Here is a 17,291-nt window from a genome sequence, read left to right as displayed (position 1 = left end):
CCCGCTGGCCTAGCGTGACGCGGGTGAGCTTGCGCGACAAGGTGATGCTGGGTGTGGTCGCGGTGCTGTTCGCCGCGCTCGATCTGGCCCTGTTCGCCGCCGGCCCGCACACCACCGGCTGGGCCGGCCCGTACGCCGGAATCACCCTGCTGCTGATCGGCGACTTCTCGCTCCTGCTGCTGCCGCGGCTGCCACGGGCGGTGACCTGGTACTTCATCGCGGTCTCGGGCGCGATCCTGGTGTCGGACAAGCTTTCGCCAGGATTGCTGTCCCCGGAACACCCGCTCACCCTGATGACCGTGCCGATCGCCAGCACGATCGTCTGCGGCAACCTCGTCCGGCTGCTGCCGCGGCGGGAAGCGCTCACGCTCGCCGGGATCCTCGCAGTGCTGGCGTCGCGACCGTGGGAGCCGCGCTGGGACACGCTGCCGTTCGGGCTGCTCGCCACTGTGACCCCGGTGGCGATCAGTCTCTACGTCCAGGCCCGCGCGCAGCTGGTGCAGTCCCTGCGAGACCGGGCCGAACGCGCAGAGCGGGAACGGGAGCTTCTCGCCGAGCGGGCACGCGCGGAGGAACGGCGGCGGCTCGCGGGTGAGATGCACGACGTGGTGACGCACCGGCTGAGCCTGATGGTGCTGCACGCCGGCGCGCTTGGTGTGTCCACAAAGGACTCCAAGGTGGCCGAGTCCGCCGAGGAGATCCGCACCGCGGGGCGGGAAGCGTTGCAGGAGCTACGAGATCTCGTCGGCGTGCTCCGGGGCGAAGGCGAACTGCCCGGACGCCGCGCCGAGGCCGACGCGCCCGATCCGGCGCGGCTGATCGCCGAGTCGCGGGCCGCCGGCATGCAGGTCGAGTACTTCGTGGACGGACCAGCGGACCGGATTTCCCCGACGGTCGGGCGGACCGCATACCGCGTGGTGCAGGAAGCGCTGACCAACATCCGCAAACACGCGCCGGGCGCGCGGGTGCGGATCGAGCTGCACTACGGCGAAGACGGGCTGCGGCTGCGCGTGCACAACGGCGCCCCCACCGCACGGCCGGACCCCGCGTTGGCGGGCACCGGTTCCGGCTCGGGGCTGCTCGGGTTGCGGCAACGGGTGGACCTGATCGGCGGTTCGCTGGCGGCGGGCCCGGAGGACGGCGGCGGCTACCGGGTTGATGCGATACTGCCCGCGTACGTTCCGACGGCAGAGGGTGCACGGCATGATTCCGGTGGTCGTCGTCGATGACGAGCCGATGGTCTGCGCCCACCTGCGCACGATTCTCGGCTCGGCGGAAGACATCGACGTGGTCGCGCAGGCGCAGGACGGCGCCGAAGCGGTGGAGGCCGTCGTGCGGCACCGGCCGCGCGTGGTGCTGATGGACCTGCGGATGCCCGGGGTGGACGGGCTCACCGCCACCGAGCGGATCATGCGGCTGCCCGGGCCGCCCGCCGTCGTCGCGCTGACCACCTTCGACGCGGACACCTACGTGATGCGGGCGTTGCGCGCGGGCGCGGCGGGATTCCTCGTCAAGTCGACCCCGCCGGAGGATCTGATCAACCTGGTGCGGGTCGCGGCCGACGGGCACACCGTGCTTTCGCCCGAGGCCGCGCGCCGCCTCGTCGCCGCGTCCGGTGGCGAACGCGCCGAGCAGGCGCGCGAACTGGTGGCCGGGCTGACCGAGCGGGAACGCCAGGTGCTCGGCTGCCTCGGCCAGGGCCGGTCGAACGCCGACATCGCCCGCCTGCTGCACCTGTCCGAGGCGACCGTGAAGAGCTACGTCTCGCGGATGCTGGTCAAACTGGACTGCACCAACCGGACCCAGGCCGGGCTGCTGGCGCACGAAGCCGGGCTGGCCTAACGCGGCACCGAGGTGTGCTTGAACTCGTTGAGCTCGGGCCAGCCGGTCAGCAGCTCGACCACGCGCTCGATAGCGCGCACCGACGTCGCCGGGTCCGCGCCTTCACCGGCCCGGTTCATCAGCCGCACGAAGACGGCCTGATCACCGGCGATGAAGGTCGGCACGCCCCAGACCTGATGTGAGGCCACGTACCGCTCGTGTTCCTCGCGGACCTTCGCCAGCGCCTCCCCGGAGTCGATGCGCTCGAACACCTCGCCCGCGGGCACCGAATGCTTGCTCAGCACGCCTTCGAGCACCGTACGGTCCTCCAGGTGCAGGCCCTCGTCGTGCCGGGCGCTGAACAGCGCGCGGTGCACGGCGGGGAACCGGGCCGGGAACGCGTCCCGCACCACGACCCCGGCCTGCAACGCCAGGATTCCCTTGTCGTCCCCGGGTTTCTCCCACACCGAGGGCTCTCCCTCGGCGACGTGCGCCTGTCCGAGGGAAAACGGCAGAAAGCGGACTTCCCAGTCGGCACCGGCGGCGAGCGCGGTGAGCACGTGCTCATGCGCGTTGCGCGCGAACGGGCAGCGGTAGTCCCAGGTGACAGCGAATTCGGTGGCCATGCCGGGAGAACGTAGCGGGAGCGGCGGGTGTTCCGCGGCGCAGGTACCCGGACCGGACCCGCACTCACGCCGCGTAGCGGGCACGCCGGCGTGTCAGCGCGATGACAGGCGCTGGCCCTACGGTCGCCGGGTATGACGTCCTTGGCCCATGCCCTGCACGTGGGCAGCCTGCTGCCGCCGGAGAAACTCGCCCGCGCCCGCGCCGAGCACGCCGCGGGGCGCCTGAAGGCCGACGAGTTGCGGTGGGTCCAGGAGGAGTCGGTCCTGCTGGCGCTTTCCCTGCAGTACGAATGCGGGCTGCGCGAGCACACCGACGGCGAGTACCTGCGCACGGGCGGCGAGCGCTCTTCCTTGCGGGAGGCGGGTTTTCTGCGTGACTACGCGCCGGGTGCCTTCAAGATCTGCCTGCCCGACGTCAGCGAGCGGGTGCTGGCGCGCTGGCAGGCGGGGGCCCGCCACAACCGCGTGGTGCCCGAAAGCACCGCGCTGGTCCAGGCCGAAGCCGACGCGCTGGCCGACGCGGGTGTCACCCGGATCCAGCTCGACGCGCCACGGCTGACCGACTTCGCCGATTCCCGGACACTGCTGCGCCGCTGTGTCTATGCCGACCTGCTGATCGCCGAACGCCTGCGCAAACGGGGTATCGGCGTGGCCATGCACCTGTGCGGCGGGCGATACGACGACATCGCCGCCGACGTGTTCGCCACCATGCCCGTCGACCACTGGCTGGTCGACTACGACCCGGCGCGCTCGGACGGTTTCGCCCCGCTCAAGCACGTGCCCGACGACGTGCGCGTGGTGCTGGGCCTGATCTCCGCGCAGACGCCGGCACTGGAATCGGTGGACTCGCTGGCGCGCCGGGTGGACGAGGCCGCGGATTTCGTGCCGATGGAGAACCTCGCGCTCAGCCCGCACTGCGGGTTCGCCCGCTCCCCGCTGACCTGGGACGGCCAGCGCCGCAAGCTCGGCCGCCTGGTGGAAGCGGCCGAGAAGATCTGGCGCTAGCCGAGGTTCTCCACGCAGACGGTCAACAGCGTCGCGAGCTTGCGCAGGTCCCGCGCGCCGATCCCGTCGACCATGCGCTCGTCGACGTCGAACACGACGCGATCGGCCTCGGCCAGCCTGGCCTGCCCCTCGGCGGTGAGCGCGACCGGCAGTGCCCGGCCACTGGTGGGACGTTCGGCGACCGTGGCCAGCCCCGCCTTCCGCAGTCCGTTCAGCACATCGCGCAGGGACTGGCGGGTGACGAACGTGCGGCGGGCCAGCTCGGCGGCCGGGGCTCCCGGCGCGTCGGCCAGCGCGCGCAGCACCGCGTACTGCGACATCGACAACCCCAGCGGGCGCAACCTTTCCTCGGCGGCCCGGTGGAACGCCTGCTGCGCCTGTTTGACCAGGTAACCGATCCGGCCGCGGACATCGGCTTGACTCATGACAGGAACCTTACACATAATGAGACGAGTAAGGAACCTGTCATTGGAGGATGTCATGCAGGACACGACGATCACCGCCGGCGACCCGGTCACCACCCTCATCAACGTGTTCACCGTCCGGCCCGAACACCAGCGCGGCCTGGTCGAGACGCTGACGCGGGCCACCGAAGAACGGATGCGCCACGTGCCCGGGTTCGTCTCCGCGAACATCCACGCCGCGGACGACGGCACCAAGGTGGTCAACTACGCGCAGTGGGAGTCGGCCGAGCACTACCGCGCAATGCTCGCCGACCCCGCCAATCACGGCCACATGCGCGAAGCGGCGGCGCTCGCGGAGAGCTTCGAGCCGCACCTCTACACGGTGGAATCGGTGCACCACAGCTGAATCAGCCGTCGAGGACAGCCAGGTCCAAGCGCGCCACACGCTCGGGGTCGCTGAGGATGTCGAGCGCCGCGATGCGGCCTCCGGTCACCGTGAAGGCGGCGACCGAAACCGGCCGTCCGTCCATGATGCCGACCGCCCCGGCGACCCCGTTGACGATCGCCGGCCTGGTGAGCTGCGCGGCCTGGATGAACAGCATCGCCCCCTCGGCCACGGCCTTCGGGCCGCGCAACAAGGTGCCCGGGCGGAGCGGGCCGCCGTCGGAACGGACAACCACGGCGGGGTCGAGCAGCGCCACCAGCGTTTCCAGGTCACCTCCGCGCGCGGCGGCCACGAAGGCGTCGATCACGCGACGCTGGTCCGCGAGGTCGGTGTCGGGCGCGGGCACCCCGCGCACTCGCCGCCGGGCGCGGCTGGCGAGCTGACGGGTCGCGGCGTCGCTGCGGCCCAGGATTCCGGCGATCTCGCCGAAGGGCACGCCGAACAGGTCGTGCAGCACGAAAGCCAGGCGTTCGGCGGGCTCCAGCGCTTCCAGTACGACGAGCACGGCGAGCCCGACCGAATCGGCGAGCATCACCTCTTGTTCGGGGTCCAGCGCCTCGGCATTGCTGACCAGGGGATCCGGCACGTGGACGTCGAACGGTTCCTCGCGGCGGCGGGTGCGGGCGCGCAGCATGTTGAGGCACACCCGCCCCACGACCGTGGTCAGCCAGGCGGCCAGGTTCTCGACGTCGCCGGTGCGGTCGAGCCGCAGCCACGTCTCCTGCACCGCGTCCTCCGCTTCCGCGAGGGAGCCGAGCATGCGATAGGCCACCGCGCGCAGGTGGGTGCGCTGCTCCTCGAAGCGGGCCGCCAGGAACTCTCGTTCGTCCATCGGTCACATTCTCCCGTTTGGTGGTGTCACCACACCGACCCCGGAGGACGCCCGGATGTGACAGTCACCCGGCGGCCCGCGCCACCAGGTCGCGGATCGCGCGGAGGATGGCATCCTCGCCGGCGAAGGCGATGCTCGCGTGCCCGACGCCGTCGACAAGCCGATGCTCGCCGCGCGGCAGCGACGCGGCGAAGTCCGCGTACAGCTGCTTCTTGGCTTCGATCTCCTTTTGCAGCAATGATTCCGACTCGCCGACGAGTACCGCGCGCTTGAAGTCGTCGATGCCGGTGGCGGTGAGCAGGATGACCGGCACGTCGGGCAGCGGCGGGGCCTGCCGGATCTCGCCGAGGTAGTCGTCGAGATATTTGACGGGGGCGAACCCGTCGCGGAGCCAGGTCATGCTGACGTGCCGCGTCACCAAGGGTTCGCGGATCTCCGCCGGCCAGCCGGCCATCATGCGCCCGAAGAGATCACGGTAGAACTGGAGTGCTTTCTCGGGCAGCTCGTCCGGCAGCGCTTGGTCCGGGTCGAACGCGCCGCGCAGCTCTTCCAGCTCCGCGGGCATCGCCGCGGCGTAGTCCTCGTGCGCCGTTTCGATCAGCAGCAGCCCGGCCACCTCGGCGGGGAAGCGGCTGGCGTAATGCCGGGCGAACAATCCGCCGAGCGAGTGCCCGACGAGTACGTACGGCGCCGGGATTTCCATGGCGCGCAACAGTTCCCGCAGTTCGTCCACCGTTTCGGCGGAGCTGAGCGGGCGCGCTTCCCTGCGACTCCAGCCGGTCCCGGTGCGGTCGTAGACGACGCTCGTGGTCAGCTCGGCCGCGCTCTGCTGCAGGTGCCAGTAATCCAGGCCGACGGCCCCGCCGCCGGGCAGGAACACCACGGACGGGACGCCCTCGCCGGACCGGTACGCCCACACCGGCCTTCCCCCGATTTCGTACTGCCGGCCCACCGGCGCTTCGATGCTCATCCCGCCTCCTGCTTTTCCAATTTTGGAAACGGTACCAGATGTGGGAACGTAACGGGGTGGACAAGCTTGATCTCCTCCTGCACCCGGTCCGGCTGCGCATCGTGCACGCGCTCTCCGGCGACCGCACCCGCACCACCGCGGACCTGTGCGCGAGCCTGCCGGGCGTGCCGAAAACCACCGTGTACCGGCACGTCGGGCTGCTCTCGCAGGCGGGCGTGCTGGAGGTGGCCGGGGAACAGCGGGTGCACGGGGCGGTGGAGCGGCACTACCGGCTGCGCCGCGAAGCGTCGCGGATCGGCCGGGACCTCGCGAAGACCATGACTGTCGAGGACAACCGGCGGGCCTTCGCCGCGGGCATGGCGGTGCTGCTCGCCGACTTCAACGCCTACCTGGACACGCCGGACGCCGACCCGTTCGCGGACTCCGCGGGCTACACGCAGTTCCCGCTCTGGCTCGATCCGGACGAACTGGCCGAACTGATCGAACAGGTGACGGCGGCGATCGCCGCGAAGCGGAACAACGCGGCCACTCCGGGGAGGCGGCCGTATCTGTTGAGTCCGATCATCTTTCCCGCGCCGGGGATGGCTCCGGACGAATGACCGGCTCGCCCGGAGCTAGCCCTCGTCCGGCCGGAAAGTCAGCGTGGTCCACGCGCCGAGGTGGACCTCGTCGCCCGCCGCGAGTGGGTGGGGTTCGTTGGCGGGCAACGGGGTGTGCGTCTGGTTGAGGTAGGTGCCGTTCGCCGAGCCCATGTCCACCACGGACCAGCCCGCCGGGCCCGCGACGAGCAGCGCGTGCAACCGGGACACGCCGACGTCCTCGGGCGGGCCGGTGAGGTCGATGTCCGGCAGGATGCCGCGGCTCTGGCTCCGCCTGCCGACCGTGACCTGCGCGCCGGACAACGGGAAATGCCGTTCCGGGCAGAACGGCGGGAACTCGATCGGCTCGGCGTCGGGACCGCCCTCGGCCTTGACCTTCTCGAAGTACGCGCGATCGGCCGACACGGTGACCGACCAGGTCCGCGCCGCCACCGGCCCGGCGGCCGCCACCGGAGCCGGAGCGGCCTCCGGGGAAACAGTGGCAGCGAGTGAATCCGCTCCGCAGTTCTCGCAGAACCGGGCTTCCAGGCTCGCCCCGCAGACCGGGCACGGCCGGGACTCGGGCGCCGGTTCCGGTTGCGCGGCAACGGGTTCCGCGACCGTCGCGTGTTCGAACGCCAGCCCGCAGACGTCGCAGAACTCGTCGTCGGCCGAATCGTGGCCCTGGGCGCAGACGGGCATCAGCCCTCCCCTTCCCCGGAGCCGGACCGGCCGACACGCTTGGTCACCTGCGAGCGGCTCTCCAGCGTCATCGCGTCCACCGCGCTCACCGACCGCTTCAGCCGCACCGTCCCGCGCACCGGGTCGACGACATCCACCACCTTCGCGAGCAGTTTCGCGGTGTCCTCGTGCCCGGACTCGTTGGCCAGCGCCACCGCCCGCCCGAGCTTCGCCGTAGCGGTCTCGATGTTGCCCTTCCGTTGTGCCTCAAGGCCTTCCTCGATCACCTCGGCCAGCTCGGCCTGCCCGGTGTAGTGCGCGACCTCCGGGCTGATCTTCGTCGAGAGCGCGGTGTCGTCGGTCCAGACCGCGAGCACCTGGCCCTTGCCCAGCACGTCACCGCCGGGCGCCACGAGGCTCACCCGCGCGGCCAGCATCTTGTCCCCGACGCCGGCGGCGGGCACCTGCACGCACACGTGATAATCGCGGCTTTCCGTGCCCCAGGCACCAGTCGGGTAATCGCCGCTGCGGGGCGCGTTCTCCGTGCGGCGGCCGGTCAGGTCCAGCAGCGAAGGCTCGACCTGCTTGACGAACTTCACCTGCGCACCCTGCGGGGTCCACACCCGCAACGCCACGTCGGCGACCTCCTTGCCCATCGCCCGGGTGGTCATGGCGCGGAAGTCCGCCTCCAGCCCGTCGGGATCGGCCACGATGTCCACCGAGCCGAGCAGGGTTTCGGAGATCCTGCGCACCTCCTTGACCTCCCAGTCGGTGCCGACCCCGCGGCAGTCGCACACGAAATGCCCGGACACCGACTCCAGGATCCGGTCCAGTTTGGACGCTTTCTCGTGCACGTTCTTCCCGTCGGTCAACAGGATCGCGTGCCGCAGCTGCCCTTTCTGGGTGGCGAACACCTGCTTGGCCAGCAACAGCCATTCCCCCATCGCCGTACCCCGGTCGGCCTGCAGCCGCTCCACCGCGCGCTTGGCTTCGGCCCGCGACGACGGGCTCGCCGCGGCCATGCCCAGTTTCCTGGGGTAGACCAGCTGCGCGATGTCCGTCCCGGCGATGACGGCGAAGGAAACCCCGTCGCGCAAGGTGTCGATGGCCGCCGCGGTGGCCTGTTTGGCGGCGATCAGCTTGGCTCTCGGGTGATCCATCGACCCCGAGCAGTCGACGATGATCACTTCCGCCGCCGGGGCGGCCGCCGCTGCCGGGGCGCCGCCACCGGACGACGTCACCGTCACGATCGCGTTGACCTCGGTCGCGTCCTGGGGCAGGTACTCGTTCTGGTAAACCTGGACTGCGAACTCACTCATCAGCGCTCCCCTGCTGGTCGAACGGGTGGGGCACCACGACGACCGTGATGTTGTCGCCGCCGCCGGCGGCGAGCGCGGTGGCGGTCAGTTCGGCCGCGACGGCCAAGGGCGGCGCGTCCGGCGTTTTCGCGGCGATACTCTCCGCCGTGGGCAGGTAGTTCCACAGCCCGTCGCTGCACAGCACCAGCGTGCCGGGCGTGTCGGCGGGCAGCGTGAGCACGTTGGGCAGCCGCTCCTGCGCGTCGGCGCCGACCCAGCGCACCAGCGCGTGCGCGTTCGGCTCCGCGGCCGCCTCCTCCTCGGGCACGTCCGCCGCGAGCAGTTGCGCGTACAAGGTGTCGTCGGTGGTCAGCTGCCGGGAAGTGCCGCCGGAGAGCCAATACGCGCGGCTGTCGCCGATCCAGCCGACCGTGACCTCCCCGGCCGTCACGACCGCCGAAACGAAAGTCGAAGACGGCGCCAGGTCCGGAGAATCGGACCGGGCCAGGCCGCGCACGGCGGCGAACGCCGCCGCCGCAGCGTCCACTGTGGACTCGTACGGATCCCGGCCGTCGCCGAGCGCGTCGAGGAAGGCCGCCAGGGCCGCGTCCACCGCGGCCTGGGAGGCTTCGTCGGCCCGCTCGGTGGAGCCGACTCCGTCGCACACCACGGCCACGATATGTTCCGGCGCGTTTTTCGGGCCGAGCGTGGCGAAGGCCATCGAGTCCTCGTTGCGCACCCGGCTGCGGCCACGATCGCTGACCCCGGCGACGAAACCGAGGTCGAACTCCATCCGGTCCCGGCCCGTCGGCTGCGCCCGGCCGCATTGTTCGCAGAACCCGTCGGCGGAAACGGTTTCCCCGCACGACACGCACCCCGGCGCCACCGGCCCGAGCGGACCGCCTTCGGGGGTGCGGCGTGAACGCAGCGCGGCCCCGCAGTTCTCGCAGAACCGGAAGCCCTCGCCGGCCGCCTCCCCGCAATCGGGGCAGTACCGGGACGCCACTAGAACCAGGTCCTCGGCCGGACCGTGTTCGCCTTGTCCACCAACGTGATCTTCTCCCGGCGATTGTCGGACTGATGGGCCAGCCGCAGGTACGAGTTCTCCAGCCCGCGGCGCAGATCGCTCTCCTCGATCCGGTAGCCCAGCACCTTCTCCGAGCCCGCGCCCTGCCCGGCCCGCACCCAGTCCAGAGCGGACTCCAGCAGATCGCGGGTCGCCTTGGCGCGCCGGAACTCGTCGAGGTCTAGCCGCGCCAGCCGGTCACCGGCCACCGAAAGGTCCTTTTCGGACAGTCCGTCGGCGCGGCTGATCCCGGTACGGGCCCGGATCGCGGCCAGCTGCGCCGTCAGATAATGGCTCGACGTCTCGGGCACCGACTCCAGCACGTCCACTCCCTCGGCCCGCCCGTTCCGGCCCAGCAGCGACCGGGCCAGGCCGAACGCGGCGCTGATGAACCCGCGGTCGGTGCGCCAGACGACACGGTAGTAGCGGTCGGCCTCCACGAGGTCGCCGGCCGCCTCCGCGCAGGCCGCGATGGCGAGCTTGACCACCACCTCACCGGGCACGAGGTCGAACACCGCCTCGAACGCCTGCCGCGCCTGGTCCGGCTTCCCCTCCGCCATCGACGCGAGCCCGCGATGCCATTCGGCCCGCCAGTCCCCCGGCCCCACGTTCGCCCTGCCGAGGGTTTTGCGCGCCTGGCCGAACTCGCCGAGCTCGATCTGCGCGCGGGCCAGCCGGAGCTGGATCTCGACGCTCTTCACCTGCGACGCGGCCAGGTCCTCGGCCAGCGCGGCCGGATCGGTCTCGGCCAGCCCGGCCAGCACCGCCGCGCCGGGGTCGGTCAGGTCCACCCGCGGCACCGGCAGCGAAGCCGCCACCTCGGCCCCGGACGGCGTCCCGCGCACCCCGAACGTGCGGCGCTCGGGCGTGAACTCGGTCGAGGGCCCCGGCCGCGGCTGGCCGTCCTCCGTCGCGGCCACCTCGCGGAAGACGCCTTCGAGCTGGTCCCGCATCTCCTCCGCGGAGGCGAAGCGCAGCTCCGGATCCCGGTGCGTGGCGCGGCGCAGCAGCCGGTAGAACGACTCGTGCTCGGCCAGCAGCGGCACTTCGTCCGGGGTGGGCAGCGAATCCCGGTACGCGGTGTGGAAGTCGAACGGGAACGTCATCACCGCCAGCGAGCGGCCGACGGTGTACACATCGGACACCGCGGAAGGCAGCTCCTTGCCGACTTCCGGGGCCTGGTAACCGGTCGTGCCGTAGATGGCGCTGTGCTGGTCGTCGGCGTGGCGCACCGCGCCGAGGTCGATCAGCTTGAGCTGGTCCTCGACCTGGATCGCGTTGTCGGGCTTGAAATCGCAGTACACCAGCCCGTTCGAGTGCAGGTAGCCCAGCGCGGGCAGCAGCTCCAGGGTGTAGGCGATGGCCTGGGTCAGCGGCAGGCAGGCCGTCGGGTCCAGCTGTTCCCGCCGCTGTTTGATCATGTCCTTGAGCGAGGTGCCGCCGACGTACTCCATCACGATGTAGCCGGTCTCGCGGTGCTCGACGAAGTTGTAGATCCGCACGATCGCCGCGTGCTCCATCTGCGCCAGGAACCGTTTTTCCGCGACCGCGGCGGCCATCGCGTCGGCGTCACCGGTGTCGAGCAGGCCCTTGAGCACCACCCAGCGGTCGGCCACCTGGTGGTCCACCGCGAGGTAGATCCAGCCGAGCCCGCCGTGCGCGAGGCAGCCGGCCACCTCGTACTGCTCGTGCACCATCTCGCCGGGCACGAGCTTCGGGGTGAAGGAGAACCCGTGCCCGCACTTGGGGCAGAAACCCTCGACACGGCCGGGTTTCCCGTCGCGGCCGCGGCCGACCTTGGAGTTGCAGACACTGCAGAACCGCTTGCTCTCCGGCACCTGCGGGTCCTTGAGCACGGCCTCGCGCGGGTCGCGCTTGGGCACGCCCGGCACCTCGATCACGCCGCGCCCGAGCAGGTTGCGGCTGGTGCCGCGGGTGGACCGGCGGGACGGCCGTGAGGAGGCGGACGTGGGCGTGCTCCAGGAAACCGAGGTCGGCCCTGTCCACGACGCGCCACGGCTCGACGGCGTGCTCCGGCTCGACGAGGAGCTCACGGCGCCGGCCGGCGAAGGCGCCTCCAGGCCACAGGTGTCGCAGAAGCCGTCCTCGTCGATCTCGCCGCCGCAGTTGCCGCGGGGACACGCGCTCATCGTTTCTCCTCCGTGCCGGCGCTCGCTTCGTGCAGTGCCTTCCGGTATTCGTTCACGGCCACCGTCGCCGCCTGGAGATCACAGGGGATCGTGTACAGCTGTTCGTGCGCCTTGCGATGCAGCCCGGACAGCGCCAGATCCTCACCGAAGCCGAGGCCACCCGCCTTGGCGCGGTAGGCGTCCAGCCGCCCGCGCAACTCCAGCCTGCGGTCGAGCAGCCCGGTGCGCTGGGCCAGCTCGTCACGCAGCCCGGCCAGGGCCGCCGCCACGTCACGGTCCAGCTCGTCCAGCGTGCCGGAAAGCGCTTTCCAGCGCCCCTCCCGCCACAGCTGCGGCAGCGCGGCGAGCCGGCCGCCGAGGCCACGCGCCGGATCCGGCAGCGGCCGCAGGCCCGGCGAAGCGATCTTCTCCAGCACCGTCTCGTGCACCGCCCGCGTCTCGGCCCGCAACGCCACCAGCTCGGCCACCCTGTCTTCCAGGCGCTGCCGCCGTTCCTCGTAATTTTCCCGCACCGCGGCGAGCTTTTCCAGGTCCGACCGGATGTCCGCGAGACGTACGGCGAGCCGTTCCGGCGGCCGTACCGCGGCGGCGAGCGGGTCGGTCAGCGCCTTGCGCCGGAACTCGGCCAGCTCCTCGGCGATCCGGGCCAGCTCCGGTTCGGCCACCTCGAGCGAACCCGCCAGCCGCCGGGCCTCGCGCAGGTCCGTGTCCAGCGGGTCGAGCCGGGCGACCGTGGTGTCCCAGGCCTTTTCCGCCGCCGCGAGCACCTCGGCCACCTGGGCGTAGGACTTCTTCATCCGCTCGACCAGCTCGCCGAGCGTGACCCGCTCGGCGACCACGGCCGGCCCGGTCAGGCTCCGCTGGTCGATCGGCAGCTGCTCCGCGCCCAGTTCCACCACCGGGCCGGTGAGCAGCCCCGTCAGCTCCCCCAGCTCGGCAGGCCCGGGTTTCTGCTTGCGCGCCCGGACTTCCGCGGCCTGATCCAGCAGCGCGCGATGGCGGGAGAACTGCTCCCAGAGCACGCTCATCGCCGCGCTCGCCTCCTCCCAGCGCCGCTGGGTCACCCCGGTCAGGGTGCCGGTCAGCAGGCGCTGGCCGGGGTGGGTGTCCATCGCCAGCAGCGCGTCGGCCATCCGGTCGCTTTCCGCGCCCAGCTCCGCCAGCACGCGGTCGGCCTCGTCGGTGTCGAGCACGCCGATCAGCTCCGGTAGCGCGGCACGGGCGGGGCCGGGGTCGCGCCGGGCAGCAGCCCGCCCAGCCACTTCTCGTACGACGCCGTCCACGTGCCGTTCGTGCGGACCCGGTCGAGCACGCCGTTCACGAACCGCACGAGATCGACGTTCTGCAGCGGGATCGCGATCCCGTACGGCTGCGGGCCGAGCGAGCCACCGACGACCTCGGTGTAGCGGTCCTGCGCGGCCATCCCGGCCAGGATGACGTCGTCGGTGGACACGGCGTCGACCTGCCCCTGCTGCAGCATCACGAGGCAGTCGGTCCAGTCGGCGACGGCCACGGTCGCCGGTTTCGACGGCAGCGCCTGTATCGGGGCCAGCGACGTGGATCCCTTGGTGGCACACACTTTCTTGCCGCCGAGCTGCTCACTGCCGGTGATCCCGGAGTTCTTGCGGACCAGGATGCGCTGCTGTGCCTCGTAGTAGACCGAGGAGAAGTTGACCTGCTTGATCCGGTCGCAGGTGATGGTCATGGTGCGCACCACCAGGTCCACGTCCCCGTGCTGCAGCGCCGGGATGCGCTGGTCGGAAGTGAGCGCGTGGAGCTGGATCGCGTCCGGATCGCCGAACAGCGCCTGGGCGATGGCGCGCGCCATGTCGATGTCGAAACCCTGGATCTGCCCGGTGAACGGGTCGCGGAAGCCCATGTTGAGGGTGTTCTGGTCGACCCCGACGATCAGCTTCCCGCGCTGCACGATCTTCGCCATCGTCGAGCCTGCCGGCATCTGGCCGGGGCCGGGCATCGGGTCCAGCGGCCGGTACGAAGCGAGCAGGTCACCACAGTTCTGCGCGGCGGGCGCGCCCGGGGCGGTGGCCGCCGCCGCGCCGCCCGGGGCGGGCACCTGCGCGGGCACGGTGGGAATCGTGGTGAGCGAAACCGTCGAGCAGCCGGTCAGTACCAGTGCGGCGAAGACCAGCGCGCCTGCGATGCGTTTCATCGGTAGTCCTTCAGCCGTCGCCAGATCCCGGCCGCGGCACCGGCGGCCACGACGATCGCGAGCACGCTGACGGCCGCGACGGCGCCCGCCAGCGCGTCGCTCGCGTCCGTCAGCTTCGCGCCGAAGGTGGCGCGCGTGCTGTCGATCGCGGCGCGCAGATCGGCGTCGAGCCGGTCGAACGCGCCCGCCGCACCGTTCTGCCCGGTGTCATTGGCTTTCTGCACGGCGGTGGTGTAGTCGCCGGAGTCGTCGGCCGCCCGGATTTCGACGTGCGCGTCCGCCCACGTCTTGCTGTCCGTGGCGGCCCGGTCGAGCGGAGTCCGCACAGCGTCGTCGGTGGCTCGCGCCCGCGCATCGGACAACAGGCTGTCCAGCTGGGCGCGCACCTTGACGTAGTCGTCCTGGTAGGCGCTTCCCGCGCCGCGCGCGACCAGGGTGAGGGTTTCGTCCGAGCGCGCGGCCAGTGTCGCGATCTGTGCTCTGGCAAGGACATCGACCTGCGCCGAGCCTGCCGAGCGGCTCTCGCTCACCGCCGACATGGCGCCGATCGAGGCGATCAGCACCCACAGCAGCGAGACGACCGAAGCGATGGTGGCGACCAGCAGGCCCGCGTTGAACACCCGGTTCGTCCGGCGCCGCAGGAAAACCTGCGCCACCACGAGCAGCGCCAGCACCACCAGGGCCAGCAGCACTTCCGCCCACGGGAACGCGCCCGCCTGGTTCTGGTCCGCGGTGAGCTGGTCGTTTTCCGAGCGGTACAAGGCTTCCGACGCGGGCAGGAGCTGGGTGCGCATAAGGTTGGAGGCCTCGCGCTGATAGGCCGCGCCCAGCGGAAGGCCCTGGCGGTTGTCGGCGCGCGCCGTTTCGACCAGCCCGGTGTAGACGGGCAGCTGCCCGGACAGGGCGGCGAGCGGGCTGCCCGGCGCTGTCACGTCCGCGGGATCCCGTGCGGCGATGGCGATCGCGAGCGCGTTGCCCGCCTGCGCGACATCGTTCTCGTAGCGCTGCCGGGACGCCGTGGATTCGAGCCCGCCTGCCAGGAAGGAACCGGTGGCCGTCGCGTCGGCGTCGGACAGCGAACGGTAGATCTCCTCCGCCGCCGCTGTGAGTGGCCCGCTGCGGGTGGCGAGGCTGTCCAGCGCCGCGTCACGCTGTTGCACCGACAACGCGGTGAACAGGCCGGCGAGCAGGCTGACGACAACGAGTACCAGCCCGAACGCGGTGAGTATTCCCGGCGTGGTGCGGGCCAGTGCCGACGCTTCCCGAACCGGCCTGCTGGCCAGGATCGCGGTCATATCCGGCCCCCCGGTGCTGTGATCGTGACCCCCAACGCCGCTCCGCCCTCTCGTGCCCTTGCCGGTCAGCATCGTCGGCTGAGCCGTTCGAGTTACGGGTTGACCTCGGATCGCCGCGAGATCGGTGCCGACATGTGATCACGTTGCCCGATCCGGGGGAACAAAGCCAGCGGGTGACGGCCACGGGAATCGATTCCCACGCGCACAGCGTGTTGTCGTGGTGGCGCCGGGTCGTCCCGGCAAGTTCGATCGTACGCACCCTGGCGGCCGATGCGGTGAGCAATGCTTCGGCCTCCAGCCGCGCCACATGCCGGCCGACGCGCTGGTGGATGCCCATCCCGAAGCCGACGTGCGCCGACGGGTCCGTGCGGAAGAACGTCGCCGTGGTCGGCGGCCCGGATCGCCGCGCCGAACCCGTCGCGACGCGCAGTTTCCGCAACGCACGCGGCCCGAGGATCCTGGACAGCACCGCGCGGCGCGTCATGCCAGGGCGGATCGGCCTCCAGCAACTGCCCTGGCCCACCCCGGCGGCGGACTGGAAATCCTGCCAGCCGGTGAGCGCGGCACGATCCAGGTGCACGACCGGGCCGGCGTCGCGCAGTTTCGAGGGCGCGTTCTGTTGCCTCGGCACGAAACGCTCCGTCCGCAGCAGGCCGGGCCGCCGTCCGGCGCGGCGTTCCTCCACCGCGGACGGCAATGGTTCCGGGCCACAGCAACAGACCTTCGTGCCCGGCGCGAGCGCGGTCAGCCAGGAATCCAGGTCCAGCAAGCCGTATTCGTCCCGCGGCCGCACGCAGACCCGATCGCCATGGGTTCGAGGTCGGCCAGGAAGGCCATCGATTGCCGGGCCCGGCCGCCGTGGAGCAACCGCCAGCGGACACCGAGCCGGGTCGCCTGGTGCAGTATCGGCAGCAGCGGCGTGGTCCGGCCGGTTCACGCAACACGCCCACCCGGTAACGGAAAGCGTCCCCGCGGTCGCCGCACAGCGAGTACTGATGCACGATCCTGCTGGCAGCACCGGATCCACGTGCGCGCCGGGGGCCCAGTCCGGTAACCGTCCTCCGCCGGAAGACGCCAGTGTGAGAGTCACAACCCCTTCGGCCACCACGGTTTTCTCCACGACCCGCAAGTCGACCGTCGTCGATGCTCCTCGGAAAAGCGGATGCACCGAGGACCGACGGGCGACGGCCGCCCGCCCTACGCGATTCTCATCTATCGAGCGAGCGGAAAATGCCCAACGCCGCCGCGCGCAACGCCGCGACCTGCATCCTGGCGTTGGCATCGTTGGGCACCACCACGCCCGGCGCCGCCACCACGTCTCGGCACGGAGCGTGCACGGCACGGCGATCCCGGTCGCACGCTCGTCGATATGGCCGGCACACAAGGCATAACCGGCACGGCGGATGGCGGCCAGCCGGGCGCGCAGTTCCTTCGGGTCGGTGGGCGTGCGAGAGGTGTATGCGCGCAGCGTGCCGCCGAGGGCCCGCTCCTGCTGGTCCGCCGGCGCGAACGCCAGCAGCACCTGCCCGGACGACGACGCGTGCAGCGGCGGCCGCCCGGCGATGCGGGTGAGGCTGATGACCGCGTCGCGGCCGGACAACCGTTCCAGGAACAGCACTTCGTCGCCCTCCAGCACCCCGAGCTGGGTGTGGAGGCCGACCACGGCGTGCAGATCCTCCATGAACGGCATCGCGCAGCGGCAGCGTCGGCGAAGCCCGGGCCGCCGGCTCCCACAACCGCACGCCGATCCGCACCTTGCGGTCGGCGTCGCGGTGCAGCCAGCCGTAGCCGGCGAGCCGGTCGACCATCCGCGAAGCCGTGGCGACGTGCAGGTCGGCCCGGCGGGCCAGTTCGGAGACGCGCTCAGCGCGGGCACGTCCGGGCCGAACACCTCGAACATGCGGACCACCCGGCCCAGCACCGATTCGCCGTTCGCAGTCTTCACCACCG

At 71.3% G+C, this 17,291-nt stretch carries 16 protein-coding genes; 5 read left to right on the top strand and 11 right to left on the bottom strand.

From position 1 onward, the window contains the following. Window positions 1-44: 44 nt before the first annotated feature. Both VHD82_RS29665 and VHD82_RS29660 read left to right on the top strand, forming a co-directional pair. Window positions 45-1,229, top strand: a complete 1,185-nt coding sequence (locus VHD82_RS29665) for a sensor histidine kinase (protein ID WP_414637594.1) — start codon at window positions 45-47, stop codon at window positions 1,227-1,229. Further along, window positions 1,204-1,842 carry a response regulator transcription factor gene (locus tag VHD82_RS29660; RefSeq protein ID WP_325711403.1) on the top strand — a complete coding sequence of 213 codons (639 nt, stop codon included), beginning with the start codon at window positions 1,204-1,206 and terminating at the stop codon, window positions 1,840-1,842. The genes VHD82_RS29665 and VHD82_RS29660 overlap by 26 nt, the downstream gene beginning before the upstream one ends. Here VHD82_RS29660 and VHD82_RS29655 read toward each other — a convergent pair. Continuing rightward, window positions 1,839-2,447, bottom strand: a complete 609-nt coding sequence (locus VHD82_RS29655; protein WP_325711400.1) for a DsbA family oxidoreductase — start codon at window positions 2,445-2,447, stop codon at window positions 1,839-1,841. The two genes, VHD82_RS29660 and VHD82_RS29655, sit on opposite strands and share 4 nt — an antisense overlap. Window positions 2,448-2,579: 132 nt before the next feature. Here VHD82_RS29655 and VHD82_RS29650 point away from each other — a divergent pair, with 132 nt between their 5' ends. After that, window positions 2,580-3,452, top strand: coding sequence for a hypothetical protein (locus tag VHD82_RS29650; RefSeq protein ID WP_325711398.1), 873 nt, complete (start codon window positions 2,580-2,582; stop codon window positions 3,450-3,452). Here the strand turns inward: VHD82_RS29650 and VHD82_RS29645 are convergent. Then, window positions 3,449-3,877: a MarR family winged helix-turn-helix transcriptional regulator gene (locus VHD82_RS29645; protein WP_325711395.1), complete on the bottom strand. Its 429-nt coding sequence runs from the start codon at window positions 3,875-3,877 to the stop codon at window positions 3,449-3,451. The two genes, VHD82_RS29650 and VHD82_RS29645, sit on opposite strands and share 4 nt — an antisense overlap. Window positions 3,878-3,932: 55 nt before the next feature. On the opposite strand from VHD82_RS29645, the gene VHD82_RS29640 reads away from it, so the two are divergent. Continuing rightward, a complete protein-coding gene (locus tag VHD82_RS29640) occupies window positions 3,933-4,262 on the top strand; it encodes an antibiotic biosynthesis monooxygenase family protein (RefSeq protein WP_325711392.1) in 330 nt (109 codons plus the stop codon). Between the two features lies 1 nt (window position 4,263). Here VHD82_RS29640 and VHD82_RS29635 read toward each other — a convergent pair whose 3' ends face one another. Further along, window positions 4,264-5,133: a sigma-70 family RNA polymerase sigma factor gene (locus VHD82_RS29635; protein ID WP_325711389.1), complete on the bottom strand. Its 870-nt coding sequence runs from the start codon at window positions 5,131-5,133 to the stop codon at window positions 4,264-4,266. A gap of 64 nt (window positions 5,134-5,197) precedes the next feature. Continuing rightward, a complete protein-coding gene (locus VHD82_RS29630; RefSeq protein ID WP_325711386.1) occupies window positions 5,198-6,103 on the bottom strand; it encodes an alpha/beta hydrolase in 906 nt (301 codons plus the stop codon). 38 nt (window positions 6,104-6,141) lie between these two features. Between VHD82_RS29630 and VHD82_RS29625 the strand changes: the two genes are divergently transcribed. Further along, window positions 6,142-6,702 carry a helix-turn-helix domain-containing protein gene (locus VHD82_RS29625; protein WP_325711383.1) on the top strand — a complete coding sequence of 187 codons (561 nt, stop codon included), beginning with the start codon at window positions 6,142-6,144 and terminating at the stop codon, window positions 6,700-6,702. 15 nt (window positions 6,703-6,717) lie between these two features. On the opposite strand, the gene VHD82_RS29620 is transcribed toward VHD82_RS29625, so the two are convergent. From VHD82_RS29620 to VHD82_RS29585, 7 genes are all read right to left on the bottom strand, one after another. Then, window positions 6,718-7,383, bottom strand: a complete 666-nt coding sequence (locus VHD82_RS29620; RefSeq protein ID WP_325711380.1) for an FHA domain-containing protein — start codon at window positions 7,381-7,383, stop codon at window positions 6,718-6,720. Further along, window positions 7,383-8,681: a VWA domain-containing protein gene (locus tag VHD82_RS29615; RefSeq protein WP_325711377.1), complete on the bottom strand. Its 1,299-nt coding sequence runs from the start codon at window positions 8,679-8,681 to the stop codon at window positions 7,383-7,385. The genes VHD82_RS29620 and VHD82_RS29615 overlap by 1 nt, the downstream gene beginning before the upstream one ends. Then, window positions 8,674-9,666, bottom strand: coding sequence for a PP2C family serine/threonine-protein phosphatase (locus tag VHD82_RS29610; RefSeq protein ID WP_325711374.1), 993 nt, complete (start codon window positions 9,664-9,666; stop codon window positions 8,674-8,676). Before VHD82_RS29610 ends, VHD82_RS29615 begins: the two co-directional genes overlap by 8 nt. After that, window positions 9,666-11,876 carry a serine/threonine-protein kinase gene (locus VHD82_RS29605; RefSeq protein ID WP_325711371.1) on the bottom strand — a complete coding sequence of 737 codons (2,211 nt, stop codon included), beginning with the start codon at window positions 11,874-11,876 and terminating at the stop codon, window positions 9,666-9,668. Before VHD82_RS29605 ends, VHD82_RS29610 begins: the two co-directional genes overlap by 1 nt. Further along, window positions 11,873-13,159: a hypothetical protein gene (locus VHD82_RS29600; RefSeq protein ID WP_325711368.1), complete on the bottom strand. Its 1,287-nt coding sequence runs from the start codon at window positions 13,157-13,159 to the stop codon at window positions 11,873-11,875. The genes VHD82_RS29605 and VHD82_RS29600 overlap by 4 nt, the downstream gene beginning before the upstream one ends. Then, complete coding sequence (locus VHD82_RS29595) at window positions 13,075-14,046, bottom strand: glutamate ABC transporter substrate-binding protein (protein WP_325711366.1); 972 nt, start codon at window positions 14,044-14,046, stop codon at window positions 13,075-13,077. The genes VHD82_RS29600 and VHD82_RS29595 overlap by 85 nt, the downstream gene beginning before the upstream one ends. Before the next feature lie 1,146 nt (window positions 14,047-15,192). Beyond that, on the bottom strand, window positions 15,193-17,289 hold the full coding sequence (locus tag VHD82_RS29585; RefSeq protein WP_414637592.1) for an IclR family transcriptional regulator domain-containing protein: 2,097 nt from the start codon (window positions 17,287-17,289) through the stop codon (window positions 15,193-15,195). Window positions 17,290-17,291 lie beyond the last annotated feature (2 nt).

Origin of the sequence: Amycolatopsis sp. (assembly GCF_035546795.1) — a bacterium.
Classification (GTDB): Bacteria; Actinomycetota; Actinomycetes; order Mycobacteriales; family Pseudonocardiaceae; genus Amycolatopsis_E.
Note: the sequence above shows the minus strand (reverse complement) of the source record. Positions and strands in the feature narration are given on the sequence as shown.

Coding starts and splice junctions, on each gene's coding strand:
- VHD82_RS29665 (WP_414637594.1), top strand. CDS start 45: ATGCTGGGTGTGGTCGCGGTGCTGTTCGCCGCGCTCGATCTGGCCCTG.
- VHD82_RS29660 (WP_325711403.1), top strand. CDS start 1,204: ATGATTCCGGTGGTCGTCGTCGATGACGAGCCGATGGTCTGCGCCCAC.
- VHD82_RS29655 (WP_325711400.1), bottom strand. CDS start 2,447: ATGGCCACCGAATTCGCTGTCACCTGGGACTACCGCTGCCCGTTCGCG.
- VHD82_RS29650 (WP_325711398.1), top strand. CDS start 2,580: ATGACGTCCTTGGCCCATGCCCTGCACGTGGGCAGCCTGCTGCCGCCG.
- VHD82_RS29645 (WP_325711395.1), bottom strand. CDS start 3,877: ATGAGTCAAGCCGATGTCCGCGGCCGGATCGGTTACCTGGTCAAACAG.
- VHD82_RS29640 (WP_325711392.1), top strand. CDS start 3,933: ATGCAGGACACGACGATCACCGCCGGCGACCCGGTCACCACCCTCATC.
- VHD82_RS29635 (WP_325711389.1), bottom strand. CDS start 5,133: ATGGACGAACGAGAGTTCCTGGCGGCCCGCTTCGAGGAGCAGCGCACC.
- VHD82_RS29630 (WP_325711386.1), bottom strand. CDS start 6,103: ATGAGCATCGAAGCGCCGGTGGGCCGGCAGTACGAAATCGGGGGAAGG.
- VHD82_RS29625 (WP_325711383.1), top strand. CDS start 6,142: ATGTGGGAACGTAACGGGGTGGACAAGCTTGATCTCCTCCTGCACCCG.
- VHD82_RS29620 (WP_325711380.1), bottom strand. CDS start 7,383: ATGCCCGTCTGCGCCCAGGGCCACGATTCGGCCGACGACGAGTTCTGC.
- VHD82_RS29615 (WP_325711377.1), bottom strand. CDS start 8,681: ATGAGTGAGTTCGCAGTCCAGGTTTACCAGAACGAGTACCTGCCCCAG.
- VHD82_RS29605 (WP_325711371.1), bottom strand. CDS start 11,876: ATGAGCGCGTGTCCCCGCGGCAACTGCGGCGGCGAGATCGACGAGGAC.
- VHD82_RS29595 (WP_325711366.1), bottom strand. CDS start 14,046: ATGAAACGCATCGCAGGCGCGCTGGTCTTCGCCGCACTGGTACTGACC.